A 26523-nucleotide genomic window follows, 5' to 3' on the forward strand; every position below is an offset into this window, starting at 1 on the left:
ATTAGCGACGCATACTTTTTGACAGCATCATCTGCCATTTCTGCTCACGGTTGAGCTCTGTTGGGGGAACGGCAGACAGTCGCGGCGCTTTCGCCACACTCACTTTTCTTTCCTGCAAATTATGATTCAATCGGCGATAGAGATGAGAATCAATACTCACGACTTTCACCAGACGCTGGCACTGACAGCCTCGTCCTGCAATCTGGTTAGGGATCATCTTCACTTCACAAACAATTTCCCCAACTTCTGACAGAATATAGGAGAGCGTATTAATTGCTTTGCAGTGTTCAATATCAAATTGACGGGAAATCTCCTTGGCAGTGATCCATCGGTCCTCTGCCATCATCCAGTCAGCAATTAACAAATAAAGCGGTCTTTCAACATATTTTTCACACATAAGCACACCATTTCACAAATTAAAAATCTGGCTACGGCCTGTCCAAATTAATAAAAACTAAGCCATATTAAAATTGTGGATATAAAGATAGTATGCGACTTGAATGTTGATTAGTGTGAGCAATATCGTGCTTATTACATTGAAAATGTGGTTAAGGAAACGGACATCTCCAGGGATGACCTGATAGGGTAAAAAAAACGGCTCCTTCTCAGGAACCGTTTCAAATTTATATTGCAGATCCGGTTAACGCAAATATCACCGGACCTTCTGTTTATTATTTATTGATCTGCGCGTGCATTTCCTGCACCGAGGTCACCTTCTCGGTGGCATCCGCATTCAGCGCCATGGCCGTTGCGAAACCGCCGTTCAGGGTGGTGTCGTAATGCACTTTGTACTGCAAGGCGCTGCGGCGAATCAGCTTGGAGTCTTCAATCGCCTGACGACCTGCGGTGGTGTTGATAATGTAGGTATATTCGCCATTCTTGATACGGTCCTGAATGTGCGGACGACCTTCATGCACCTTGTTCACCAGACGCGGGTTGATACCGGCTTCACCCAGCACAATCGCGGTACCGTGAGTCGCATCCAGCTCGAAGCCCTGTTTTAGCAGCTTAGCGGCCAGGTCCACGACGCGCCCTTTGTCGCCTTCGCGAACCGAGAGCAGCGCACGGCCCTGTTTCTTCATCGTGGAGTTACTGCCCAGCTGTGCCTTGGCGAACGCTTCCGCGAAGGTACGGCCCACGCCCATCACTTCCCCGGTAGAGCGCATTTCTGGCCCTAACAGCGGGTCAACGCCCGGGAATTTGTTGAACGGCAGCACCACTTCTTTCACCGAGTAGTACGGCGGGATAATTTCTTTGGTCACGCCCTGCTCGGTCAGCGATTTGCCAGCCATCACGCGCGCCGCCACTTTCGCCAGCGGTACGCCGGTGGCTTTGGAGACGAACGGTACGGTACGCGCCGCACGCGGGTTGACTTCAATCAGGTAGACTTCGTTGTCTTTCACCGCAAACTGCACGTTCATCAGGCCGCGCACCTGCAGTTCGAAGGCCAGCTTCTGCACCTGCTGGCGCATCACATCCTGAATTTCCTTGCTCAGCGTGTAGGCTGGCAGAGAACAGGCGGAGTCGCCGGAGTGTACGCCCGCCTGCTCGATGTGCTCCATGATGCCGCCAATCAGCACCATTTCGCCGTCGCAGATGGCGTCAACGTCCACTTCGATGGCATCGTCGAGGAAGCGGTCCAGCAGCACCGGCGCGTCGTTGGAGACGCTAACCGCGGTCTGGAAGTAGCGACGCAGGTCGGCTTCGTCGTAGACGATTTCCATCGCGCGGCCGCCCAGTACGTAGGACGGGCGCACCACCAGCGGGTAGCCAATTTCTTTCGCCTTCTCAACCGCTTGTTCAATGGCGGTCACGGTGGCGTTGGCTGGCTGTTTCAGCTTCAGACGGTCAACCGCGTGCTGGAAGCGTTCACGGTCTTCCGCGCGGTCAATCGCGTCCGGGCTGGTACCGATAACCGGTACGCCTGCGGCTTCCAGTTCACGCGCCAGTTTCAGCGGGGTCTGGCCGCCGTACTGCACGATGACGCCTTTCGGCTTCTCGATGCGCACGATTTCCAGTACGTCCTCCAGCGTTACCGGCTCGAAGTACAGACGGTCGGAGGTGTCGTAGTCGGTAGAGACAGTTTCCGGGTTACAGTTGACCATGATGGTCTCGTAACCGTCTTCGCGCAGCGCCAGCGAGGCATGGACGCAGCAGTAGTCAAATTCGATACCCTGGCCGATACGGTTCGGGCCGCCGCCGAGGACCATAATTTTGTCGCGGTCAACGGACGGGTTAGATTCGCACTCTTCTTCATAGGTGGAGTACATGTAAGCGGTATCGGTGGCGAATTCCGCCGCGCAGGTATCCACGCGTTTGTAGACCGGGTGCAGGTTGTACTGGTCGCGCAGCTTGCGGATTTCCGCTTCGCGCACGCCCGCCAGCTTAGCCAGACGCGCATCGGCAAAGCCTTTACGCTTCAGGTGACGCAGGAAATCAGCGTCGAGGCCGTTGATGCCCACTGCCGCCACTTTCTCTTCCAGGCGCACCAGCTCTTCGATTTGTACCAGGAACCATCGGTCGATGTTGGTCAGGTTGAAGACACCGTCGACGGAGAGACCGGCGCGGAAGGCATCAGCGATGTACCAGATACGCTCGGCGCCCGCGTCTTTCAGCTCGCGACGGATTTTGGTCAGCGCTTCCGGATCGTCGAGGCTGACTTTCGGGTCGAAGCCGGTGGCGCCCACTTCCAGGCCGCGCAGCGCTTTCTGCAGAGATTCCTGCTGCGTGCGGCCAATCGCCATCACTTCGCCGACGGATTTCATCTGCGTGGTCAGTCGGTCGTTAGCGCCAGCGAATTTTTCGAAGTTAAAGCGTGGAATCTTGGTGACAACGTAGTCGATAGACGGCTCGAAGGAGGCCGGAGTACGGCCACCGGTGATGTCGTTCATCAGTTCGTCGAGGGTGTAACCCACCGCCAGTTTGGCCGCCACTTTGGCAATCGGGAAGCCGGTGGCTTTGGAAGCCAGCGCCGAGGAGCGGGAGACGCGCGGGTTCATTTCGATAACGATCAGACGACCATCTTTCGGGTTCACCGAGAACTGAACGTTGGAACCACCGGTTTCTACGCCGATTTCACGCAGTACCGCCATCGAGGCGTTACGCATGATTTGGTATTCTTTGTCGGTCAGGGTCTGCGCCGGAGCAACAGTGATCGAGTCACCGGTGTGAATGCCCATCGCATCGAAGTTTTCGATAGAGCAGACGATGATGCAGTTGTCGTTCTTATCACGCACCACTTCCATCTCGTACTCTTTCCAGCCGATCAGCGATTCATCAATCAGCAGCTCGTTGGTTGGCGAGAGGTCCAGGCCGCGTTCGCAGATTTCTTCGAACTCTTCACGGTTGTAGGCGATACCGCCGCCGGTGCCGCCCATGGTGAAAGATGGACGGATGATGCACGGGAAGCCCACGTCAGCGGCAACCGCCAGCGCTTCTTCCATGGTGTGCGCGATACCGGAACGCGCGGTGTCGAGGCCGATTTTCTTCATCGCCACGTCGAAACGACGGCGGTCTTCTGCTTTATCAATCGCATCAGCGGTCGCACCAATCATGGTTACACCGAACTCTTCCAGCACGCCCTGACGCTCCAGCTCCAGCGCGCAGTTCAGCGCGGTCTGGCCGCCCATGGTTGGCAGAACCGCATCCGGACGCTCTTTTTCGATGATTTTGCGTACCACTTCCCAATTGATCGGCTCGATGTAGGTCGCATCGGCCATTTCCGGGTCGGTCATAATGGTTGCCGGGTTAGAGTTCACCAGAATAACGCGGTAACCCTCTTCGCGCAGCGCTTTACACGCCTGGGCGCCGGAGTAGTCAAACTCACACGCCTGACCGATAACAATCGGGCCCGCGCCCAGAATCAGGATACTTTTTATGTCTGTACGTTTTGGCATGGCTTTTATTACTCCTGATTATTTCGCGGACTGACGGTATTGCTCAATAAGCTCGATAAAGTGGTCGAACAGCGGCGCCGCATCATGCGGGCCTGGGCTCGCCTCCGGGTGGCCCTGGAAGCTGAACGCCGGTTTATCGGTACGGTGAATCCCTTGCAGGGTACCGTCGAACAGGGACTTGTGGGTCACGCGCAGGTTGGCTGGCAGCGAGTCTTCATCCACCGCAAAGCCGTGGTTCTGCGCGGTAATCATCACCACATTCTTATCCATGTCTTTCACCGGGTGGTTACCACCGTGGTGACCAAATTTCATCTTGATGGTCTTCGCACCGCTCGCCAGCGCCAGCAACTGATGGCCGAGGCAGATGCCAAATACCGGAATGTCGGTCTGGAGGAATTTCTCAATCGCTTCGATGGCGTAGTCGCACGGGGCCGGGTCACCTGGGCCGTTAGACAGGAAGATACCGTCCGGATTCATCTTCAGAACGTCTTCCGCAGAGGTTTTCGCCGGTACCACCGTCAGGCGGCAGCCGCGATCCACCAGCATACGCAGAATGTTGCGCTTGGCGCCAAAATCGTAGGCCACCACGTGGAACGGCAGCTCTTCTGCAGACTTGGCTTCCGGCAGGTCACCCGAAAGCGTCCAGCTACCCTGAGTCCAGCTGTAGGATTCAGCGGTGGTCACTTCTTTTGCCAGGTCCATCCCATTTAAGCCCGGGAACGCTTTGGCTTTTTCTAAGGCCAGCGCAGCATCCAGATTATCGCCTGCAATGATGCAGCCGTTCTGAGCACCCTTCTCGCGCAGCAGTCGCGTCAGCTTACGGGTATCGATATCGGCAATCGCCACAATATTATGGCGCTTGAGGTAAGAAGAGAGGTCTTCGGTGTTGCGGTAGTTGCTGGCAATCAGCGGCAGGTCGCGGATGACCAGGCCTTGCGCATGTACCTGAGAAGATTCTGCATCGGCTTCATTGGTGCCGACATTACCGATATGAGGATAAGTAAGAGTGACGATTTGGCGGGAATAGGAAGGATCAGTGAGGATTTCTTGATAACCGGTCATTGAAGTATTGAAAACGACTTCCCCAACCGCCGAACCTGTTGCCCCTATGGCCCGACCGTGAAACTGGGTTCCGTCTTCCAGAACCAATAGCGCTGACTTAATCAAAACACCCTCCAGAGAATATTCACTCACTTTATTTGCATATTAATTCATTAACACCTCATGAATCAATGCAAATTTGCTTACCTATGGATTTCTGGCAAACGGCGGCATTCTAGAGATAGCCCACGTAAAAGTCTACCCAAAAGGGCAATTTTTATTATTATTTTACGCCACTGGGATAAATCACTCGATTTAACAGGCAAAAAGATCAGCTAACTCAGGGTGGAAAACGCTTGCGGTAGATAAAGAGTGTAAAAAGGGGAGCAGCGAGAGAGAAAAGTGGACCACTTGGTCAAAATTTACATTCATATAACAAAATGAAGCATAAAAACATATATAAAAACCAGCTTAGATAAAAAATAAAACCAAAAGCCAAAAAATTAAAGGGCAATAAAATATTGCCCCATGTAATCAAATAATTATGATTACCATAACCACATCACGAAGGGTAATAAAATCTATAAACTGCGTAAATCAAGTACATCTTTCATATCAAAAAGACCATTTGACTTAGATTTCAGCCAAACCGCTGATCGCACTGCGCCATTGGCAAAAGTCATGCGGCTGGACGCTTTATGGGTGATTTCAATACGCTCGCCAATATCGGCAAACATCGCGGTATGTTCGCCGACAATGTCACCGGCGCGTACGGTCGCAAAACCAATAGTGCCCGGCACACGCTCGCCGGTATAACCTTCGCGCGAGTAGACAGCGCAGTCTTTCAGATCTTTATCCAACGCTCCGGCGATCGCCTCACCCATCGCCAGCGCGGTCCCCGATGGGGCGTCCACTTTGTGGCGGTGATGCGCTTCGATAATCTCAATATCGGTGTAGTCCCCCATCACTTTTGCTGCTTTCTCAAGCAGTTTCAGCATGACGTTAACGCCGACGCTAAAATTCGCAGCGAAGACGATAGCAATCTCCTGCGCGGCATCGCGAATAGCCTGTTTACCGGCATCATCGAACCCGGTGGTACCAATCACCATTCCCTTACCGTGCTGGCGGCAAAACGCCAGATGCGTCAGCGTACCTTCCGGTCGCGTGAAATCGATGAAAACATCGAAATCATCTTTCACCGCCTCAAGGCTGCTTTGTACGGTAACACCCGTTTTCCCGGCTCCCGCCAACTCTCCGGCATCGCTTCCCAGTAAGGAAGAGCCTTCGCGCTCCAGCGCCGCGCCAAGCTGTACGCCATCCATGCCAAGTGTGGCCTGAATTAACTGACGCCCCATGCGTCCTCCGGCTCCCGCGATGGCAACGCGGATTTGTGCATCATGCATAGCTATTCTCTTTTGTTAATTTTGCGTAAATCGTTTTCAGAGTAACCAGCGCATCGCTGCGCCGCCAGCCGAAAACGTCGATAATTAGAATTTAATGATAAACAGGCAGAGATATCAGTAAAAGGCATGACGATCAGCAAAAACCACATGATTCTCTGACTACCAGCGCTGGCGGCAGGATAATACGTTTCGGCGGTTCGTCATTTCCCTGAATACGGCTATAGAGCAGCTCTCCGGCCTTACGACCGATCTCTTTTGCCGCCACCGACACGGTGGTAAGCGCAGGTTGTACCAGCGCCGCTTCGGTGATGTCATCAAACCCCACCAGCGCAAAATCCCGCCCAGGTTCCCGCCCCATTTTACGTAGCGCCTGCATGACCCCAAGCGCAACAATATCCTGATAACATACGGCGGCGGTAATTTGCGGGTAACGCAGAAGAAGAGACTCCGCTACTTTTGCGCCATCAATTTGGCTGGCCTGCGTAGCCACGATCCATTCTGGATTCGGCGATATTCCGTGCTCCAGCAATGTGCTGGTGAAACCACCAATGCGCTGTGTCCGACTGCCGGAACCAGGCGTCCCCCCAATAAACGCAATATTCTTGTGCCCCATTTTGACTAAATGGGTGGTGGCCATTTGCGTACCGAGAAAGTTATCGGTTCCGACAAAATCAAAATCAGGATCGCTTAGCGGACGGACGACCATAATGGCGGGAATATTGCGCCTTTTCAGCGCTTCAAAAAAGGATGACGGCGTCTCGCGCGCCGCGCAGAGCACCATGCCGCAAGCATTATTGCGCATCAACGAGTCGACAAATTTTTGCTGCCGTTCTCCTGACTCTTCGCTATTTGCCAGAAACAACAACAGGTCATGCCGTTCCATCTCATGGCTTAGCCCTGCAGTCATCTCGCCGTAAAAAGGGTTGGTGATATCGTGGAGCAACAATCCAACCTGATTACTGCTCCGGTTACGCAGATTAGCGGCGGTTTGATTATATACATAGCCAGCATCATCCAGCGCTTTAAGCACCCGTTCGCGTGTAGCCTGAGAAATTCGCCCCCGGTTACGCAATACCATCGACACGGTCGCCGTGGAGACTCCCGCGCGCTCAGCTACCTGCGCCAACGTGACTGTGGTCATACCTGCTCCTGATTTTTATCGAAGGTTAATCGAATAACCGAAATATTGCCTTTATACGTGTGATTCACATCACGCTAACGCGCTTTTCACCGCTTTTGATTCTGAATATGCCGGGTTAATCGCGTTAACCACACTATGAAAATAAGGTTAATCGATTAATCTTAAATTAGCCAACACGGAGAAAGAAAATGACGACAACCTATAATAAATTCCCTGAGGTTAACGTTCAGGGCTATGACGAGCATGCCTGGCAGGGTTGGGCGGCGATCCATTCTGTGCTTAACACCAGGGTTTCTGCAGCAGCCAAAACCGTATTGATCGTGGATTGCTATCCGGGCGTGCGGCTTGAAGAACTGGAACAACAGCTTGTCACGACGTTAGATACCGCGCTGGTGCTGAATATTGAATCCGCCCGCAGAGATGAGCAGGCTCTGCATGAGTTACTGGCGCGAAACCTTACCGACGATCGCGTATTCGGCGTCCTTTCCTGCCATCACCTGAATGAGTTTTTTGATAGTGACAAGCTCAGTCAGCTCCGCCAACAGATTGATGCCGTTGCCGAAGGTCTGGTCGTGGTGTACGGACCCGGCGCGACGCTGGCACACCCGGGTGACATACTGGTTTATGCCGATCTTCCGCGTTGGGAAATTCAACAGCGTATGCGCCATGACGGGTTGGGGAACTGGGGGGCGAAAAACCAGGATGAAGATATTCTTCGTCGGTACAAACGCGCTTTCTTCATTGAATGGCGAGTCTTCGACCGGCACAAAACGCCGTTACTCAAACGCACCGATTATTTGCTTGATACCACTGTAGAAAATCATCCCGCAATGGTCAGCGGCGACGCGTTGCGCGCCGGTTTGCAACAAACGACTAAACAACCGTTTCGCGTTGCCCCTTTCTTCGACCCAGGCGTTTGGGGTGGGCAATGGATGAAACAACACTTCGATCTCGATCCCTCAGCCCCCAATTACGCGTGGTGTTTTGATTGCGTGCCCGAGGAAAACAGCCTGTTACTGCGTTTTGGCAACGTGCGGATCGAGATCCCCTCTCAGGATCTGGTGCTAACCTATCCCCGCCCCCTGCTGGGCGAGAAAGTTCACGCACGTTTTGGTGCGGAATTCCCGATTCGTTTTGACTTCCTTGATACCATTGGCGGCCAGAATTTGAGCTTTCAGGTTCATCCGCTCACTGAGTACATTCAGCAACAGTTTGGTATGCACTATACCCAGGATGAGAGCTATTACATTCTCGAAGCCGAGCCGGACGCCGTGGTGTATCTCGGCACTAAAACCGGGATCGCGCCACAGGACATGCTCGACGAGCTCCGAGCCGCGGGCCGTGGTGAAAAAACCTTTGATGATACGCGGTTCGTTAATCAGATCCCTGCGCATAAACACGATCACTTTCTGATCCCCGCAGGAACCGTCCACTGCTCGGGTGCAGGAACCATGGTGCTGGAGATCAGCGCAACGCCCTATATCTTCACCTTTAAACTGTGGGATTGGGGACGTTTAGGGCTAGACGGCTTACCGCGCCCGGTCCATCTGGATCACGGTCAGCAGGTGATTGACTGGCAGCGTGACACGCAATGGGTACATGACAACCTGGTCAACCGTATTGAACCTATCGCCGAAGGGGAAGGTTGGCGGGAAGAAAGAACCGGAATGCACGAGCGCGAGTTTATTGAAACGCGCCGCCATTGGTTTACGGCACCGGTCACACACCATACCCATGGCGGCGTAAACGTCCTGAACCTGGTCGAAGGTGCGCAGGCCGTTGTTGAAAGCCCGAGCGGCGCATTTGCCCCGTTTGTCGTCAACTATGCAGAAACCTTTATTATCCCGGCCGCCGTTGGAGAGTACCGCATTTCGCCGTTTGGCAAGGGTATCGGCCAACAGCTTGCCACGATTAAAGCCTGGGTTAGAGGATAAGCGCATGATTAACGTTATTGTTGCCACCCATGGTCCCCTGGCAGAAGCGCTTCTCGCCAGCGGTCGCATGGTTTACGGAGAATTACCGCATGTTTACCCCGTCACGCTGAGTGAACAGGCGGGTATCGAAGGGTTTAAACAGACGTTCTCTCATGTTCTCGCAAGTGCCGGGAAAGACGCTGACGGCGTTCTGGTGCTATGTGACATGCAAAGCGGTACGCCGTGGAATGTCGCCTGCCACCATGCGTTTTCTGCACAAACGGTTCCTCCCGTTGCCGTTGTCGCGGGTGTCAACTTCCCGATGCTGTTACAAAGCGAGGAGATCTGCCATTTAACGGATGTTCACGCCGCAGCCGTCGAGCTGTTGGCGTTGACGGTACCTACGCTGATTAAAGCCGCCCCGGTTTTATCCGTTCAGTCCGACGATTTTTAAAGGAAACCACTATGAGTATTTCTTTTGTACGTATCGATGACCGCGTAATCCATGGGCAGCTCGTGACACGTTGGGCCAAAGAGCTGCCCTGTGACGGAATTGTCGCGATAGACGACGCCGTCGCGGCCGACCCTCTGCTCTCTTCGGTGATGAAAGGCGCCGTGCAGGACACAAAAGTCTGGTTGTTTGATACCGCCACCGCGATTGAAAAACTGCCGAAAGTCATTGCCAGCGAGAAGCGTTATTTCGTCATTGGTAAATCGCCCGTCACGCTAAAACGCATTGAAGAAGCTGGCATCAGCCTGAAAAATGCCAACGGCAAGATTAATGTAGGTCCGATGAGCGCCCGTGCCGATACCACTACCATCGGCCCAAATCAGTCGGTGAATGGCGAGGAAATAGCCGCCTTTGACTGGTTGACGCAACATGGGCACCTGGTAGAGTTTCGCCTGGTCCCTGACGCCAGTTGCTACAGCTGGCAGGACGCACGTCAGAAGCTGAAATAAGGAGCGCACGATGATTATCGAAGCTACGTTGATTGGCATACTTTGCTATCTCGGCGCCCTCAGCAGCCCCTGGATGCTGGGACTGACTGGCGGCTGGTATCTGATCACCCGTCCGCTGATTTCCGGAATGTTGGTCGGGATTATCCTTGGCGACATTAAAACCGGGATCATGATTGGCGTCGCGGTTCAGGCGGTCTATATCGCGATGGTAACGCCCGGCGGCTCCATGCCGGCTGACCTCAACTTTGTTGCTTACCCGGCAATTGCTTTAGGGATCCTTTCGGGAAAAGGCCCAGAGGTGGCGGTCGCGCTGGCGGCAACCATCGGTATTGCCGGGACCATTTTATTTAACGCGATGATGGTACTGAACTCCTTCTGGAATCACCGGGCCGACGTGGCGCTGGAACGGGGCGATGAACGCGGCATTTACCTGAACAGCGCTATCTGGCCGCAGGTGACAAACTTTGTCCTGCGTTTTGTACCAACCTTCATTGCGGTCTACTTTGGAGCGCAGTACATCAGCGGTTTCATGGACAGTTTACCGAAAATTGTCCTGTCGACGATGAACGTACTGGGCGGCATTTTACCCGCCGTCGGGATCGCGATTTTGCTTAAGCAGATCATCAAAAACTACACCATGCTGATCTACTTTCTCGTCGGTTTTGTCTGCATCGTCTTTTTAAAACTCAACATGGTCGCGCTGGTGATCGTCGGTTCGCTGTTGGCGTTGATCCATTACAACTACAAACCAGAACCGCCACAGACTACGCATGCACAGTCGGTCGTTGATGATGAGGATGAATTCTGATGGAAGAACGTACACTTACGCGTAAAGATCTTCGCCGCTGCTGGCGTGCATGGATGATGCACAACTTGTCATCCATGAGCTTTGAACGTCTGGAATCTTTTGGCTTTTGCCTGAGTATGCTCCCGGTGGCGAAAAAGCTCTATCCCGACGCCGCCCAACGTACTGAAATGCTGCGCCGTCACGCCTCGTTTTATAATACGGAGCCGCAGATAGGCGCGATCGTAAATGGCATGGTGCTGGGGCTGGAAGAGAAAAAAGCGAACGGTGAGCCGATCGATGGGGAAACGATCAATACCCTGAAGGTTGGACTGATGGGCCCTATAGCCGGGATCGGCGATTCGATGATCCCGGGCATGCTGATCCCAATCCTGCTCAGTATCGGTATGGCCCTGGCGGCTGGCGGTAACATTCTGGGACCGCTGTTTTATACCGTCGCCTGGCTGGCAATCATTATTCCTGGCTCATGGTTTTTGTTCCTCAAAGGCTACAAAATGGGGTCCGGTTCGGTGGAAATGCTGGTGAGCAGTAAATCTGCCCGCCTGCGTGAAGCGTTATCATTGTTGGGTGTGTTTGTTATGGGTGGCGTAGCGGCGAGCTACGTTAAACTTGGCACCGGGCTGGAATTTATCACCAAGGATGGGGTAAATATTCATGTGCAACAGATGCTGGACGGAATCTTCCCGCAGCTATTGCCGCTGATTGTTGTATTGGGCACCTGGTATCTGATGGCCAAGCGTGGTGTGTCGCCAGTAAAAGCGATGATTTTACTGTTGATACTGGCGGCGCTCGGCGTTGCGACAGGCCTGTTTGCAGGGTAGTGCCTGTCATTTGCCGGATGGCGCATACGCTTATCCGGCCTACTGTACTGTACCGAGTTTTTCAGTTTGTAGGCCAGGCAAAACCAGTACCGGGGCTATGGCCCCGGCTCTTTATGGATGGAAGTTTTGCCACAACTCAGCACATTTATCCGGGCGTGAGATAAATTGAAAACGCGCCGGGTCCTCGATAAATTGCTGGTAAACAGGGGCGGAAGTAATCGAGAATTCCGTATATTGTCGGGGCGTAACGGCGTGTAATCTTCCGGGAATGTACCGCGAATTATGCTGCCAGATAACATGGTTGCCCTGTAATAACGGGTACCACGCCAACCCTTTATGCGCACGAACGGCCTCGTACTCAAAACCATATTCACGATCGCACCACGCGCCAAAAGTTAACGGTACATTCGGGTCTGCGGATATAGTCGCATGCCCCCAACCGGGCGGAACCAGCACTTTTTCACCGGGGCCGGCAATCACAGCAAAACAACGCCCGGGATCGTCCTCGACATACTCCTGCATATAGATTATTGCTTTTCCCTGCCAGATTTCGTAAAGCTCCGGCGGGGACCAGCCGCTGTGCTGGCTGATACGATGAATATGCCCCTGGCTACGCACCGGCTCTTCCCCCAACTGCCCCGCCGCATAAGTCACCACGCCAAACAACAACATCCGCTTTTTCAGCTCTTCGCGATCCTGCATTCGTGCCACATCCATTGCAATGGCATACACTTCTTCCGGCCCGTCACAATGCGGATCGCGCAGTGAGGGGCGAATGTGATCGAGTCGGCGAATCTCCGGCATCGGCCCTGTGACCTCATCCCCATAGCTAAAGCCAAGCGGATGGTGATGAACCCTCATATCCAGGCCGTAAGAATGTGCTAAATCAGCCATTCTGTACCTCCTTCGCCTGAATCGTCTTATTTTCCTCAAAGACTCTTATTCTGAACCCCCTGGACAGCGCCGCATAATCATGGCCTGCAATCCCAGGCCATACGGCGAGCGCCGACAGAATTTCTTCCCCAGTATTAATTAACCGGTGTGCGGTAAAGCCGGGGATAATGTGGACGGATCCGGCAAATACCTTTTCCAGTCGCGCCTCGCCCTGCTCAGGTTGCAACAGCAGTAAACCCGTGCCGCGCAGACCAAAATAAACCTCACCCTGTTCGCGACGCGCATGGAAATGCCCACGGGTCATAAAATACTCGCTGCCGATCCGGCCAGGATAAAGATGGGTAACGCCGGTGTAGAGTTCGCCTTCTGCGGGGGACGAATCCAGCATCTCAACATCATATACGACCTGCTCGCCTGACAGTTGCTGGCGGGCCTTTTCATCGGCAAAAACGTCAGTAAGATCCTGAATGCGGGTGGATTTACGCAATAATGGGCCATCGGCTAATGCGCCGCTTGCCCACGCCACCTGCGGTGGCTGGATAAAAGAAAGGTTCATATGTGTCTCCGGCCCGAGGAGAACAACAGAATAAGATTAGCAGATTAATCGATTAACCTGCTAATTCTGTCTGCATATTGCGGGCCGGATCACAGCCTCAAGGCGCCAGCGCCAGCACCTCTGCCACCCACTGCTGGAACCCCTCAACGTCAAGATCCAGTGCAACCTGGGCATTTGCCGGATGCCCCAAACGCCCTTCAATATCCACCACCGTGGTACCCGAGGTATATTCCCCCTGAGTTTCCACCGCCACGAAGCACGGCTGCAGAGTAAAGAGTTCCGGGCGCACCAGCCAGGCAATCGCGCACAGATCATGCATCCGCAGTCCTGTATTCATACTGCCGCTGCGGTAATGGCTAAATAGTGCGTGCAGCATGCTGCCGGTCTTATTGAGCGCGGGAAGCGTCGCCAGATACTCCGGCGTCAGCATGGCCTGATTAGTGACATCCAGCCCACACATCACGATCTCCAGCCCGCTCTGGAAAACTTTCGCGGCGGCCTCGGGATCGATAGCAATATTAAATTCGGCATTTGGCGTAAAGTTCCCGCGCCCGGCTGAGCCGCCCATAATCACCAGACGGTGAATATTGAATATGCATTCAGGATAATGGGTCAGCAGCAGCGCAATGTTGGTCAGCGGACCAATCGCCACCAGCGTCACGGGCTGTGGGGCATGCATCAGCACATCGCGAATCGCCTGGAAGGCAGGTTTTGCCATTACCTGACGGTCATGTTCGACAAATTCATACCCCTCCATACCGGACTCACCGTGGACGGAAGCGGCGTCACGCAGCGGTCGCACCAGCGGCATTGATGCCCCTTGCGCCAGCGGAATATCCGCGCTCCAGAAGTGCAGCAGTTGCAACGCATTACGGGTGGTTTTTTCCACCGAAACATTGCCTGCTACCGTGGTCATGAGTTGCAGATCCAGCTCAGGGGCAAACAGCGCGGCGGCAATAGCGGCGGCATCATCAATGCCGGGATCGGTATCAAGAATGATCGGTAAGCGCATGGTTTCTCCATAAAAAATGCCAGACGTTAAGTCTGGCATCTTCTCATAATCGTATCGTGAAAGACTTACTCTACTTCACGAACATCCACACGCAGCTCTTTGGGCACTTCGAAAACAATATTTTCTTCACGGCCTTCCAGTGGGATAGCCTCTCCACCGCCAAGTTCCTGCAGGCGAGCGATCACGTTTTGCACCAGGATATCCGGCGCCGAGGCTCCGGCCGTCACGCCTACGCACTTAGCGTCTTTTACCCACGCTTCCTGGATGTCGGTCGCATCGTCAATCAAATACGCCGCTTTCCCCATTCGCTGGGCCAGTTCAGCCAGACGGTTGGAGTTAGAGGAGTTTTTCGAGCCGACCACCAGCACCACATCAGCCTGTTCCGCCAGCGCGCGAACCGCTTCCTGACGGTTGGTGGTGGCATAACAGATATCATCTTTGCGCGGCCCGACAATTTTCGGGAAGCGTTGGCGCAGCGCGTCAATGACGTCAGAAGTGTCGTCAACGGAAAGCGTGGTCTGTGTCATGAAGGACAATTTACCTTCATTCTTCACGGTCAGTTTCAGTACATCTTCCGGTGATTCAACCAGATACATCCCCCCCTGTGGGTTACTGTACTGGCCCATTGTGCCTTCGACTTCCGGGTGCCCGGCGTGACCAATCAGAATTGACTCTTCACCGCGACGGCTGGCGCGCGCCACTTCCATATGCACTTTGGTGACTAACGGACAGGTGGCGTCGAAAACCGTGAGATCACGACCTTTGGCTTCGTTACGTACCGCCTGAGAGACACCGTGGGCGGAGAAGATCAGGATCGCGCCGTCAGGCACTTCACTGATTTGCTCAATAAAAATAGCGCCGCGCTCGCGCAGGCTATCCACCACATAGCGGTTATGCACCACCTCATGACGGACATAAATCGGCGCGCCATAAATAGCCAGCGCGTTTTCTACAATGCTGATAGCGCGGTCTACGCCAGCGCAAAAACCGCGCGGGTTAGCCAACAGGATCTGCATTTTACGCCTCCAGTACTGGTTCGACTTCCAGCACTTCAATATCAAAATGAACGGTATGCCCGGCCAGCGGATGGTTGAAATCAACCGTGATCGAGTCACCGTTGATTTCACGAATCACGCCAGGCATCTCACTGCCGTCCATTGCGGTAAAGAGCATGATAGCGCCAATTTCTGGCTCGCCCGCGTCCATAAATTCCCGACGCGAGAAATACTGAATCAAGTCCGGGCTTGGCACGCCAAAGGCGGCATCCGGCTCCAGGGAAAAAGTGGTTTTATCACCCTCTTTTAGCCCCAGCAGGTGTTGTTCCAGTCCTTCAGACAGAGAACCATCGCCCAGGCGAAACAGCGCAGGCTTGCCGTTATTGCGGGTTGACTCTGCGGTGGAGCCATCGTCGAGCTTAAGGGTGAAGTGCACCAGCACCGCACTGTTACTCTGTACTGATTTAGACATGCAGGTTGCTCTTTAAAATTGCTGCCGCCTGTTTGCCCGGTAGCGCTACGCTTACCGGGCCTACAAGGTTCGCGATAGATTGTAAGCCGGATTAGCATAGCGCCATCCGGCATTTTTTTATGCGGCTTTTTTCTCTTTCGACGGTAAGAAGCCTTCGAGAACAATCAATGCCGCGCCGATACAGATTGCCGTATCAGCCAGATTGAATGTCGCGAAATGCCAGTCGCCAACGTAAAAGTCAATCATATCAACCACGAAGCCGTGCCACAGGCGATCGAACAGATTGCCCAGCGCACCGCCAATGATTAACGCATACGCGATGTTGTTCAGCTTCTGCGTCGCCTTCGAGCGATACATCATCACCATCAGGATGACGCAGATACCAATAGCGATACCGGCAAAAAACCAACGTTGCCAGCCGCCGCTGTCGGCTAAGAAGCTAAACGCCGCGCCATAGTTTCGCGCGTAGTGCAGATTAAGCGACGGGAACAGCGATACCGTATCCCCCAGAGCAAAATTCTGGAGGATCAGGTACTTGCTGCCTAAATCGATAATCAGCACGACTACCACCAGCCACAGCCAGCGTAGTCCTGTTGAACAAAGAGGCTTACTCATCAGGCAAACTTACGTTGTTCGCCATCACCGGCGATGTTGCTGACACAGCGTCCGCAGATATCTGCATGTTCCGCCACCTGGCCGACGTCGGTAGTGTAATGCCAGCAGCGCGGGCACTTCTCACCTTCGGCTTTGCTCAGTACGATTTTCAGACCTTTGAGCAATTCGCTCTGCTGAGCATCAGCTGGCGCCTCGGCAAACTCCGCAACGCTCGCACCAGAGGTCAGCAGCACAAAGCGCAACTCTTCGCCGAGCGCGGTCAATTTCGCCGCCAGTTCTGGTTCAGCGTACAGGGTGACTGCCGCTTCCAGAGAACCACCGACTTTCTTATCCGCACGCGCCTGCTCGATGACCTTGTTCACTTCGCCGCGTACTTTCAGCAGCTCGTCCCAGAAGGTATCGTTCATCGCTTCGGTTTCACCTAAGCCAAACAGGCCTTCGTACCATTCACCGGTAAAGACGTATTTTTCACGTTCGCCCGGCAGGTAACCCCAGATTTCATCCGCGGTGAAGGACATGATCGGCGCCATCCAGCGAACCAGCGCTTCTGCGATATGGAACAGCGCAGTCTGGCAGCTACGACGCGCCCGGCTTTCCGCTTTCGCGGTGTACTGGCGGTCTTTGATGATGTCGAGATAGAACGAACCCATTTCGACGGAGCAGAAACGCATCAGGCGCTGCACTACTTCGTGGAAGTCATAGGCTTCGTAAGCTTTCAGGATCTCTTCCTGTGCCGCTTGCGCACAGCCAACAGCCCACCTGTCCAGCACCACCATCTCTTCCGGTTTCACCATGTCTTTTACCGGATCGAACCCGTTCAGGTTCGCCAGCAGGAAGCGTGCGGTGTTACGGATACGACGATAGCTGTCGGCAGCACGTTTCAGAATTTCGTCAGAAACCGCCATTTCACCGGTGTAGTCGGTAGACGCCACCCACAGACGCAAAATATCCGCGCCGAGTTTGTTCATCACGTCCTGCGGAGAAACGGTGTTACCGATAGACTTGGACATCTTACGGCCCTGACCATCCACGGTGAAACCGTGAGTCAGTACCTGGCGATACGGCGCTTTGCCTTTCATCGCGGTGGAGATCATCAGAGATGACATGAACCAGCCACGGTGCTGGTCAGAGCCTTCCAGATACATATCCGCTGCGTGACCGGCAAATTCAGGACGCACGTCTACGACAGATGAGTGGGTGGAACCAGAGTCAAACCAAACGTCCAGCGTATCCGGGACTTTGACATATTGGTCAGCTTCGTCGCCGAGGATATCTTTCGGATCGAGATCCCACCACGCCTGGATGCCGTCAATTTCAACGCGTTTAGCCACTTCTTCCATCAGTTCGATAGCGCGCGGATGCAACTCTTCGGTGTCTTTGTGAACGAACAGAGACATCGGCACACCCCACGTACGCTGACGGGAGATACACCAGTCAGGACGGTTGGCAACCATGGATTCGATACGCGCCTGGCCCCAGTCAGGGATCCACTGCACGCCTTTGATCTCTTTCAGGGACTGCGCGCGCAGGCCTTTCTGATCCATGCTCACGAACCACTGCGGGGTCGCCCGGAAGATGATCGGCGTTTTGTGGCGCCAGCAGCACGGATAGCTATGCTGCATCTTCTCGACGTGCAGCAACGCGCCTTTTTCGCTCAGCAGAGCGACAACAATATCGTTGGCTTTAAAGACGTTCACACCGTCCAGGGTCGGGTAGGTGCCCGCCAGATAAGCGCCGTCCGGACCCACCGGGTTCGCCACTTCCAGACCGTATTTTTGACCGATGACATAGTCGTCCGGGCCGTGGCCAGGCGCGGTATGTACCGCCCCGGTACCTGCATCCAGCGTGACGTGATCGCCCAGAATCGCCGGTACGTCAAAACCCATAAACGGATGGGTAAAACGCAGCAGTTCCAGCTCAGCGCCTTTAACGGTGCCCAGAATGGTGTAGTCAGCCGCGCCAATGCGCTGCATGACGCTTTCAACCAGATCTTTCGCCAGAATCACGGCCTGGCCGTCGATCTGCACCAGCGCATAGTCAAAATCAGGCGCCAGGGAGATCGCGCGGTTCGCCGGCAACGTCCACGGGGTGGTGGTCCAGATAACCAGCGAGATCGGGCCGTTAACGTCAGAAACGGCAAATTTCGCTTTCACCGCGTCCTGATCGGCGGCGTGGAACGCCACGTCGATGGACGGGGAGGTTTTGTCATAATACTCAACTTCCGCTTCCGCCAGCGCGGAACGGCAGTCAACGCACCAGTGCACCGGCTTCGCACCCTTATGCAGGTGACCGTTGCCGATGATTTTACCCAGCGCGCGAATGATGTTGGCTTCGGTTTTGAAGTCCATGGTCAGGTACGGATGCGACCAATCGCCCAGCACGCCAAGACGGATAAAGTCTTTACGCTGACCGTCAACCTGTGTAGCAGCGTATTCACGGCATTTAGCGCGGAACTCAGCGGCGGTGAACTTCTCGCCCGGTTTGCCATATTCCTGCTCTACTTTCAACTCGATCGGCAGACCGTGGCAGTCCCAGCCCGGAACGTAAGGCGAGTCATAGCCCGTGAGTCCTTTGGACTTCACGATAATGTCTTTCAGAATCTTGTTAACCGAGTGACCAATATGAATGCTGCCATTCGCATAAGGAGGGCCATCATGCAGAATGAAGGTTTTTTTGCCTTTTTTGGCCGCACGAATGATGCCGTACAGGTCATCATCAGTCCAACGCGCCAGCATTCCCGGTTCACGCTTGGCGAGATCGCCGCGCATCGGGAACCCTGTTTCCGGCAAATTCAGGGTTGATTTATAGTCACTCATCAGATTCTCGGTTCCGTATTTAAAACTCGTATAGGCATTAAGCCGGTTTTGTTAGCCCAAAAAAATCGCGGGCAGTCAACTCATCACGCGCAATCTGCGCTTTTAGTTCATCCAGCGAAGCAAATCGCTGCTCGCTGCGAATTTTTTTACGCAGCACTACATCTATATGGCGACCATAGAGGTCCATTACAACGTCCAGTAGATGCACTTCCAACTGCTGACGTACGCCGGCTACCGTCGGGCGGGTGCCGATGTTGGCAACACCGGGAAAAGGTTTGTCACCCAGCCCCATAACTTCAACCGCATAAACCCCTTTCACCGGAGAAACCTGGCGACGAAGCGGTAAGTTTGCCGTCGGAAAGCCAATGGTGCGTCCTAACTCGTCACCATGCACCACCCGTCCTGAGATGGTAAAAGGGTGCCCAAGCAGGCTTTCGGCCAACTGCAGGTTATCTTCAGCCAGCGCCTGACGTACCGCGGTGCTGCTGATACGAACACCGCCTTCACAGAAGGTTTGGGTACTGGTGATATCAAAGCCATACTCAGCGCCCGCTTCCTGTAATAACAAGAAATCGCCCGCACGGCTAGCGCCAAAGCGGAAATCATCGCCAACGGCGAGAAATTGTACACCAAGGCGCTTAACCAGCAGATCGCTGATAAAAGTCTGCGCCGTTAATGCCGCGAAGCGCCTGTCAAAACGCACGCACAATACGTAATCTACGCCACACTCCGCCAGATAACGCAGTTTTTCTCGCAGGCGAGTAAGGCGCGCAGGTGACTTGTCCGTTGCAAACAGCTCTAATGGCTGTGGCTCGAAAATCATCACCATCACCGGCAAATTGCGTTTGCGCCCTTCTTCCCGTAAGCCCTGCAGCAACGCACGGTGACCACGGTGCACGCCGTCGAAATTACCAATAGTCAGCACACACCCGTGCGGGGCCTGGCTGAGATTATGTATGCCTCGTATCAGCTTCATGTCTGGCTCAAAACAGTGAAAATCGTGAAAGTATACCCTGTACCGCGGTCAAGGTTAACCGGCGATTGTTTCTCCGAAACAGAAAGAGGATGGTTTTCATTGTTATGAAACAAATTGCAGACCTTAACGGGCAATCCAATGCAATTTTTCTCGTGGAAAAGCTGTATTCACGCCACGCAAGCTGGTAGAATCCTGCGCCATCACTACGCAACGAGTGCTGCAATTTAAACGGCGCTTATTTGCACAAATCCATTGACAAAAGAAGGCTAAAAGGGCATATTCCTCGGCCTTTGAATTGTCCATATAGAACACATTTGGGAGTTGGACCTTGGCTAATATCAAATCAGCTAAGAAGCGCGCCGTTCAGTCTGAAAAGGCCCGCAAGCACAACGCTAGCCGTCGCTCTATGATGCGTACTTTCATCAAGAAAGTATACGCAGCTATCGAAGCTGGCGACAAAGCTACTGCACTGAAAGCATTTAACGAAATGCAACCACTCGTGGACCGTCAGGCTGCTAAAGGTCTGATCCACAAAAACAAAGCTGCACGTCATAAAGCAAACCTGACTGCACAGATCAACAAACTGGCTTAATCACCTGCTTGTTGTCGCTTTGTGAAAAAACCCGCGCAAGCGGGTTTTTTTATGGCTGTCATTTGTTCATTGGCGTAAAGAGCGCCGAGTAGTCCGCATTACAAATACGCTGCACCGCCGGATGCTGGATCATTCTTTCCGCAAATATAGCGTGATATTCCTCCATCACATTCTCCACGCGCCCAATCTCCACAATTGAATCGTCGGCATAGAAATTGTTCGAATAGAGCGTCGGGGCAACGAAAATAGCGTTATGCGTTGCACCAAAAGCTTTCATCAGTGCTGCGTCATCAAATTCGCCGAGGATTTCAACATGCAAGCCTTGTGAGTTAATCCAGTTCAACAGCTTACGACCGAGCATCGAACGACGTCCAGGGATCAGCAATCTGCGCTCTTCCAGACAGGCCGGAAACGGCTTCTCAGGCAAAGGCTGGGTGCACCAAAAACTTACGCCGCATTCGCCTATGCGCACCGAGAACAACCCTTCCTGTTGCGTAGAATCAATCGGACAGTCAGAGATAATCATATCCAGCTTATGCTGACTGAGTTGATCCAGCAGCATCTCGTGCGTTGATTCAAAACAGCGCAGATGGATTTGTTCATCTTCCACCACCGCGGCATTCAACACACGGCTGACCAACTGTTTGGATAGCGCATCCGCCACGCCGACATCAAACAGCAAGTTAGACTCTTTGCGGTAGTTCACGATATCCAGCATTTCCTGGCTTAACGTGAACATTTTATCCGCATAACGAAAGACTAACTCGCCTAACTCGCTTGGCTCCAGCCCACGCCCCTTCCGCTTGAACAACTTTCCTTGTAAACGTTCTTCAAGCGCTTTGATCTGCCCGGTAATGGTCTGCGGTGTCAGATAAAGCGCTTCTGCTGCACCAACCACCGAACCTTCTTTATAGACATGCCAAAAGTAATACAGGTGGTTGTAATTTATATGAGACATACTCTCTCCCTGAAAATTGTCACGAAAGGGTTATCCTGTCAGGCGGATGCGTTTAACCGGGTGCGTAACCAGCAATAACCAATTACCGCCGACAGCAAGGAGCCAATCAGGATCCCCAGTTTCGCCCAGTTAATCAGCTCAGGATCGACATTACCAAACGCCAGGCTGGCGATGAAAATCGACATCGTAAAGCCAATACCGCACAGAATCCCGACCGCCATGATCTGCTGGAAATTCGTTCCTTCAGGTAATTGCGCCAGCTTTAAGCGTAACGCCAGCCAGCAAAACAGGCTGATACCCAGCGGTTTACCGATCAACAGACCTGCAATAATCCCCAGCGGTAATACGGAGGTCAGCCCATCAATGGTGACACCCTGCAGTGAAACACCCGCGTTAGCGAAGGCAAACAGCGGCAGGATCAGGTATGCCACCCACGGATGCAAAACATGCTCCAGACGCTTTGCCGGTGAACGTCCGTGTTTTTCCTTTAACGGAATGAAGAAACCGACGATCACGCCCGCCAGCGTCGCATGCACACCGGACTTCAGAACTGCCGTCCACAGCACCACGCCCACCAGAATATAAATCCCGGTACGTCTCACGCCACACAGATTCAAGGCCGCCAGGACGAGAATGGCACACGCGGCAACGCCCAGCGACAGCAGCGAGAGATCGCTGGTGTAGAACAGCGCGATGATCACGATAGCGCCAAGATCATCGATAATCGCCAGCGCCATGAGGAAGATTTTCAGCGCCAATGGAACACGACTGCCCAACAGTGCCAGCACGCCTAATGCAAAAGCGATATCCGTTGCAGCCGGGATCGCCCACCCTTCACGGGTAATAGGGTCAGCATAGTTGAATGCCAGATACAGCAGCGCCGGGACAATCATCCCCCCGATAGCGGCAATGATCGGAAATGCCGCCTGACGCAGACTGGCCAGCGAGCCTTGCATTAACTCGCGCTTTACCTCCAGACCAATCAACAAGAAGAACACCGCCATCAACGCGTCGTTGATCCACAGCAGCATATTTTTGTTGATCTCAAGCGCGCCAACCCGCAGTTGAACGGGCGTTTCCAGAAAGGCATGGTACCATCCACTGGTGACCCCGATATTTGCCATCAACATAGCGATGACGGCTGCGATGATCAGGATGATGCCCCCCGAGGCATCACTACTAAAAAAACGATGCAGATGTTTCACTTTTATTCTCTCTATTGGGTGAATACTTCGTAAATACTATCTTACACCCTCAAAAAGCTCGTTAAAATTAGATTATTCATGATAGATAGATCGGTTTTTACGAACAAATAGACTGAAATTAAAAAAGATTTTCCGAACGGAAAACAGAAATAAAAAAGCCTGAAACTTTTCAGTCCCAGGCTTTTTATCAAATATTGAGTCGAGAGAATTAGCGGGTCAAATCGTCAAAGAACTTCTTCACGCCGTCGAAGAAGCTTTTGGAGCGCGGGCTGTTTTGCTCGCCGGTCGGGCCGCCAAAACTGTCCTGCAGGTCTTTCAGCAACTGCTTCTGCTTGTCGTTCAGACCCACTGGGGTTTCAACAACGACACGACACAGCAGATCGCCCTGAGCGCCACCGCGTACAGACTTGACGCCCTTTCCACGCATGCGGAACAGTTTGCCGGTCTGCGTCTCGCCCGGAATCTTCAACTTCACGCGACCGTCCAGCGTCGGGACTTCAATCTCGCCGCCCAGCGCTGCCATCGCAAAGTTAATCGGTACTTCGCAGTACAGGTTATTGCCTTCACGCTCAAAAATTGGGTGCTGTTTTACCTGCACCTGAACGTATAAATCGCCTGCTGGCGCGCCATGCTCACCGGCTTCACCTTCACCTGCTAAACGAATACGGTCGCCGGTATCAACGCCTGCCGGGATTTTGACGGACAGCGTTTTGCTTTTCTCAACGCGACCATGACCGTGACATTTGTTGCACGGATCTTTGATCAGCGTACCGCGACCCTGACAATGTGGACAGGTCTGCTGTACGGCAAAAAAGCCCTGGCGCATCTGCACCTGGCCGGAACCGTGACAGGTTGGACAGGTTTGCGGCTGAGTACCTGACTTCGCGCCGCTGCCATGGCAGACGTCACACTCTTCCAGCGTCGGAATACGGATCTCTTTGGTGACGCCACGCACGGCTTCTTCCAGAGTGAGATCCATGTTGTAACGTAAATCAGCACCACGTGAGGCGCGCTGACGACCACGACCGCCGCCAAAGATATCGCCAAACACGTCACCAAAGATATCGCTGAAGTCAGCCCCGCCGCCAAAACCGCCGCCGCCGCCCATGCCGCCTTGCTCAAACGCGGCATGACCGTACTGATCGTAAGCCGCGCGTTTTTGCGCATCGGTCAGGATCTCGTACGCTTCTTTGATCTCTTTAAACTTGGCTTCAGCCTCTTTATCACCCTGGTTGCGATCCGGGTGATATTTCATGGCCAGGCGCTTGTAGGCCTTTTTGATTTCACGCTCTTCCGCTGATTTGGAAACGCCTAAAATCTCGTAATAGTCTTGCTTTGCCATTGGTTTTTTTAAGCCCCTTAACATACAAGCACGGGCGAAGAGGAAACCTCTACGCCCGTGCCGATTAACTACCCTGCATCAGGGCGATTATTTTTTGTCTTTCACTTCTTCAAACTCAGCGTCGACAACGTCGTCATCTTTCGCATTGTTTGCAGAAGCATCAGCGCCTGCTGCACCAGCCTGCTGCTGTGCGTGCTGCTGCTGCGCGATTTCCATCAGTTTCTGGGAAACCTGAGCCAGCGCCTGCATTTTCGCTTCGATATCCGCTTTGTCTTCGCCTTTCAGAGACGTTTCCAGCGCGGTCAGTGCAGACTCAATGGCAGTTTTGTCGTCAGCCGGCAGCTTGTCGCCTGCTTCTTCAACCTGCTTACGAGTGCTGTGCAGCAGATGGTCGCCCTGGTTACGAGTCTGAACCAGCTCTTCGAACTTACGGTCAGACTCTGCGTTCGCTTCTGCTTCGCGAACCATTTTCTGGATTTCTTCTTCGTTCAGACCAGAAGAAGCCTTGATGGTGATCTTCTGCTCTTTACCGCTGTTTTTGTCTTTCGCGGAAACGTGCAGGATACCGTCGGCATCGATATCGAAGGTAACTTCGATCTGCGGCATACCGCGCGGAGCCGGGCTGATACCATCCAGGTTAAACTGACCCAGATCTTTGTTATCGGCAGCACGTTTACGTTCACCCTGCAGCACATGGATGGTTACCGCAGACTGGTTGTCTTCAGCGGTAGAGAACACCTGGCTGTGCTTGGTCGGGATGGTGGTGTTTTTCGCGATCAGTGGCGTCATCACGCCGCCCATGGTTTCGATACCCAGAGACAGCGGGGTAACGTCCAGCAGCAGTACGTCTTTCACATCACCCGTCAATACACCACCCTGAACGGCAGCACCGATTGCCACGGCTTCGTCCGGGTTAACGTCTTTACGCGGCTCTTTACCGAAGAATTCAGCAACTTTCTTCTGCACCATCGGCATACGCGTCTGACCACCAACGAGAATAACGTCGTTGATATCAGAAACAGACAGGCCAGCGTCCTGCAGAGCAACTTTCAGCGGCTCGATAGAACGGTTAACCAGGTCTTCAACCAGGCTTTCCAGTTTCGCACGGGTCACTTTGATGTTCATGTGTTTCGGACCAGTCGCGTCTGCAGTGATGTACGGCAGGTTCACGTCGGTCTGCTGAGCGGAAGACAGCTCGATCTTCGCTTTCTCAGCGGCTTCTTTCAGACGCTGCATCGCCAGCGGGTCATTACGCAGGTCGATACCCTGATCTTTCTTAAACTCGTCAACCAGGTAGTTGATCATACGGCTGTCGAAGTCTTCACCACCCAGGTGGGTATCACCGTTGGTTGCCAGAACTTCGAAGGTTTTTTCGCCGTCAACTTCGTCGATTTCGATAATAGAGATATCGAAAGTACCACCACCGAGGTCATAAACCGCGATAGTACGGTTGCCGACTTCTTTATCCAGACCGTAAGCCAGTGCAGCTGCGGTTGGTTCGTTGATGATACGTTTTACTTCCAGACCTGCGATACGGCCGGCGTCTTTGGTTGCCTGACGCTGAGCATCGTTAAAGTATGCAGGTACGGTGATAACCGCTTCAGTTACCGGTTCACCCAAGTAATCTTCAGCCGTTTTCTTCATTTTCTTCAGCACTTCTGCAGAGATCTGCGGCGGTGCCATTTTCTGACCTTTTACGTCAATCCAGGCATCACCGTTGTCAGCACCGATGATTTTGTACGGCATGATGGCTTCATCACGCTGTACTTCTTCGTCCTGGAAGCGGCGGCCAATCAGGCGTTTAATCGCAAACAGGGTGTTTTGCGGGTTTGTCACTGCCTGACGTTTAGCCGGCTGACCAACCAGAGTTTCACCATCCTGGGTATAAGCAATGATAGAAGGCGTGGTGCGATCGCCCTCGGCGTTCTCCAGCACACGTGCAGTAGTGCCATCCATAATCGCTACACAAGAGTTGGTAGTACCCAGGTCGATACCAATAATTTTACCCATCTAAACGTCTCCACTAAAAATTCGGTCATCATGTGGTTGTGAATCTGTAATAAGGGCGAAACGTGCGGTTTCAACTACCCTGAATCGTTTTTTTTCAGAC

Annotated in this window: 24 protein-coding genes; 6 read left to right on the forward strand and 18 right to left on the reverse strand. The window is 53.4% G+C overall.

The window, feature by feature from the left end:
* Window position 1: 1 nt before the first annotated feature.
* The 5 genes from caiF to M4I31_RS20010 all read right to left on the reverse strand — a co-directional run bounded on the left by caiF (window position 2) and on the right by M4I31_RS20010 (window position 7481).
* Window positions 2-397 carry a carnitine metabolism transcriptional regulator CaiF gene (gene caiF / locus M4I31_RS19990; protein WP_038637093.1) on the reverse strand — a complete coding sequence of 132 codons (396 nt, stop codon included), beginning with the start codon at window positions 395-397 and terminating at the stop codon, window positions 2-4.
* Between the two features lie 274 nt (window positions 398-671).
* On the reverse strand, window positions 672-3896 hold the full coding sequence (gene carB, locus M4I31_RS19995; protein ID WP_085048334.1) for a carbamoyl-phosphate synthase large subunit: 3225 nt from the start codon (window positions 3894-3896) through the stop codon (window positions 672-674).
* An 18-nt stretch (window positions 3897-3914) separates the two neighbouring features.
* Window positions 3915-5063, reverse strand: coding sequence for a glutamine-hydrolyzing carbamoyl-phosphate synthase small subunit (gene carA / locus M4I31_RS20000; RefSeq protein ID WP_038637089.1), 1149 nt, complete (start codon window positions 5061-5063; stop codon window positions 3915-3917).
* A 455-nt stretch (window positions 5064-5518) separates the two neighbouring features.
* Window positions 5519-6340 carry a 4-hydroxy-tetrahydrodipicolinate reductase gene (gene dapB / locus M4I31_RS20005; protein WP_038637087.1) on the reverse strand — a complete coding sequence of 274 codons (822 nt, stop codon included), beginning with the start codon at window positions 6338-6340 and terminating at the stop codon, window positions 5519-5521.
* Window positions 6341-6473: 133 nt separating this feature from the next.
* Window positions 6474-7481, reverse strand: a complete 1008-nt coding sequence (locus M4I31_RS20010) for a LacI family DNA-binding transcriptional regulator (RefSeq protein ID WP_085048335.1) — start codon at window positions 7479-7481, stop codon at window positions 6474-6476.
* Between the two features lie 188 nt (window positions 7482-7669).
* Here M4I31_RS20010 and M4I31_RS20015 point away from each other — a divergent pair, with 188 nt between their 5' ends.
* Genes M4I31_RS20015 through M4I31_RS20035 form a run of 5 tightly spaced genes read left to right on the forward strand, consistent with a single transcriptional unit; the run spans window position 7670 to window position 11980 of the window.
* On the forward strand, window positions 7670-9415 hold the full coding sequence (locus tag M4I31_RS20015; RefSeq protein WP_085048336.1) for a class I mannose-6-phosphate isomerase: 1746 nt from the start codon (window positions 7670-7672) through the stop codon (window positions 9413-9415).
* A gap of 4 nt (window positions 9416-9419) precedes the next feature.
* On the forward strand, window positions 9420-9848 hold the full coding sequence (locus tag M4I31_RS20020) for a PTS sugar transporter subunit IIA (RefSeq protein WP_085048337.1): 429 nt from the start codon (window positions 9420-9422) through the stop codon (window positions 9846-9848).
* Between the two features lie 11 nt (window positions 9849-9859).
* Window positions 9860-10354, forward strand: a complete 495-nt coding sequence (locus tag M4I31_RS20025) for a PTS sugar transporter subunit IIB (protein ID WP_042312435.1) — start codon at window positions 9860-9862, stop codon at window positions 10352-10354.
* 10 nt (window positions 10355-10364) lie between these two features.
* Window positions 10365-11162 carry a PTS sugar transporter subunit IIC gene (locus tag M4I31_RS20030; RefSeq protein ID WP_085048338.1) on the forward strand — a complete coding sequence of 266 codons (798 nt, stop codon included), beginning with the start codon at window positions 10365-10367 and terminating at the stop codon, window positions 11160-11162.
* Window positions 11162-11980, forward strand: a complete 819-nt coding sequence (locus M4I31_RS20035; protein ID WP_016151643.1) for a PTS system mannose/fructose/sorbose family transporter subunit IID — start codon at window positions 11162-11164, stop codon at window positions 11978-11980. Before M4I31_RS20030 ends, M4I31_RS20035 begins: the two co-directional genes overlap by 1 nt.
* Window positions 11981-12091: 111 nt before the next feature.
* Here M4I31_RS20035 and M4I31_RS20040 read toward each other — a convergent pair whose 3' ends face one another.
* The 9 genes from M4I31_RS20040 to M4I31_RS20080 form a co-directional block, all read right to left on the reverse strand.
* The gene (locus tag M4I31_RS20040; protein ID WP_085048339.1) at window positions 12092-12874 is read right to left on the reverse strand and encodes a glucose-6-phosphate isomerase family protein; all 783 of its coding nucleotides are present in this window, start codon (window positions 12872-12874) and stop codon (window positions 12092-12094) included.
* Window positions 12867-13430 (reverse strand): glucose-6-phosphate isomerase family protein, encoded by a 564-nt coding sequence (locus M4I31_RS20045; protein WP_085048340.1) that lies wholly within the window; start codon window positions 13428-13430, stop codon window positions 12867-12869. The genes M4I31_RS20040 and M4I31_RS20045 overlap by 8 nt, the downstream gene beginning before the upstream one ends.
* Before the next feature lie 97 nt (window positions 13431-13527).
* A complete protein-coding gene (gene rihC / locus M4I31_RS20050) occupies window positions 13528-14442 on the reverse strand; it encodes a ribonucleoside hydrolase RihC (RefSeq protein ID WP_085048341.1) in 915 nt (304 codons plus the stop codon).
* A gap of 65 nt (window positions 14443-14507) precedes the next feature.
* Window positions 14508-15458: a 4-hydroxy-3-methylbut-2-enyl diphosphate reductase gene (gene ispH / locus M4I31_RS20055; protein WP_038637079.1), complete on the reverse strand. Its 951-nt coding sequence runs from the start codon at window positions 15456-15458 to the stop codon at window positions 14508-14510.
* A gap of 1 nt (window position 15459) precedes the next feature.
* Entirely contained in the window at window positions 15460-15909 is a 450-nt protein-coding gene (fkpB, locus tag M4I31_RS20060; RefSeq protein WP_038637078.1) for an FKBP-type peptidyl-prolyl cis-trans isomerase, read from the reverse strand.
* A 117-nt stretch (window positions 15910-16026) separates the two neighbouring features.
* A complete protein-coding gene (gene lspA, locus M4I31_RS20065; protein WP_003018932.1) occupies window positions 16027-16524 on the reverse strand; it encodes a signal peptidase II in 498 nt (165 codons plus the stop codon).
* The gene (ileS, locus tag M4I31_RS20070) at window positions 16524-19340 is read right to left on the reverse strand and encodes an isoleucine--tRNA ligase (protein WP_069324086.1); all 2817 of its coding nucleotides are present in this window, start codon (window positions 19338-19340) and stop codon (window positions 16524-16526) included. Before ileS ends, lspA begins: the two co-directional genes overlap by 1 nt.
* 37 nt (window positions 19341-19377) lie before the next feature.
* On the reverse strand, window positions 19378-20316 hold the full coding sequence (gene ribF / locus M4I31_RS20075; RefSeq protein WP_038637072.1) for a bifunctional riboflavin kinase/FAD synthetase: 939 nt from the start codon (window positions 20314-20316) through the stop codon (window positions 19378-19380).
* A gap of 7 nt (window positions 20317-20323) precedes the next feature.
* Window positions 20324-20539 (reverse strand): DUF2575 family protein, encoded by a 216-nt coding sequence (locus tag M4I31_RS20080; RefSeq protein ID WP_071888087.1) that lies wholly within the window; start codon window positions 20537-20539, stop codon window positions 20324-20326.
* Between the two features lie 105 nt (window positions 20540-20644).
* Here M4I31_RS20080 and rpsT point away from each other — a divergent pair, with 105 nt between their 5' ends.
* A complete protein-coding gene (rpsT, locus tag M4I31_RS20085; protein WP_038637070.1) occupies window positions 20645-20908 on the forward strand; it encodes a 30S ribosomal protein S20 in 264 nt (87 codons plus the stop codon).
* A 58-nt stretch (window positions 20909-20966) separates the two neighbouring features.
* Here the strand turns inward: rpsT and nhaR are convergent, their stop codons facing one another.
* The 4 genes from nhaR to dnaK all read right to left on the reverse strand — a co-directional run bounded on the left by nhaR (window position 20967) and on the right by dnaK (window position 26423).
* Window positions 20967-21866 (reverse strand): transcriptional activator NhaR, encoded by a 900-nt coding sequence (gene nhaR / locus M4I31_RS20090; protein WP_085048342.1) that lies wholly within the window; start codon window positions 21864-21866, stop codon window positions 20967-20969.
* Window positions 21867-21904: 38 nt separating this feature from the next.
* The gene (gene nhaA / locus M4I31_RS20095) at window positions 21905-23071 is read right to left on the reverse strand and encodes a Na+/H+ antiporter NhaA (RefSeq protein ID WP_038637066.1); all 1167 of its coding nucleotides are present in this window, start codon (window positions 23069-23071) and stop codon (window positions 21905-21907) included.
* A 208-nt stretch (window positions 23072-23279) separates the two neighbouring features.
* Window positions 23280-24413 (reverse strand): molecular chaperone DnaJ, encoded by a 1134-nt coding sequence (gene dnaJ, locus M4I31_RS20100; protein WP_032940353.1) that lies wholly within the window; start codon window positions 24411-24413, stop codon window positions 23280-23282.
* A gap of 87 nt (window positions 24414-24500) precedes the next feature.
* Entirely contained in the window at window positions 24501-26423 is a 1923-nt protein-coding gene (dnaK, locus tag M4I31_RS20105) for a molecular chaperone DnaK (RefSeq protein WP_038637064.1), read from the reverse strand.
* Window positions 26424-26523: the final 100 nt, after the last annotated feature.

This window comes from Citrobacter sp. XT1-2-2, from assembly GCF_023516235.1.
Classification (GTDB): Bacteria; Pseudomonadota; Gammaproteobacteria; order Enterobacterales; family Enterobacteriaceae; genus Citrobacter; species Citrobacter werkmanii.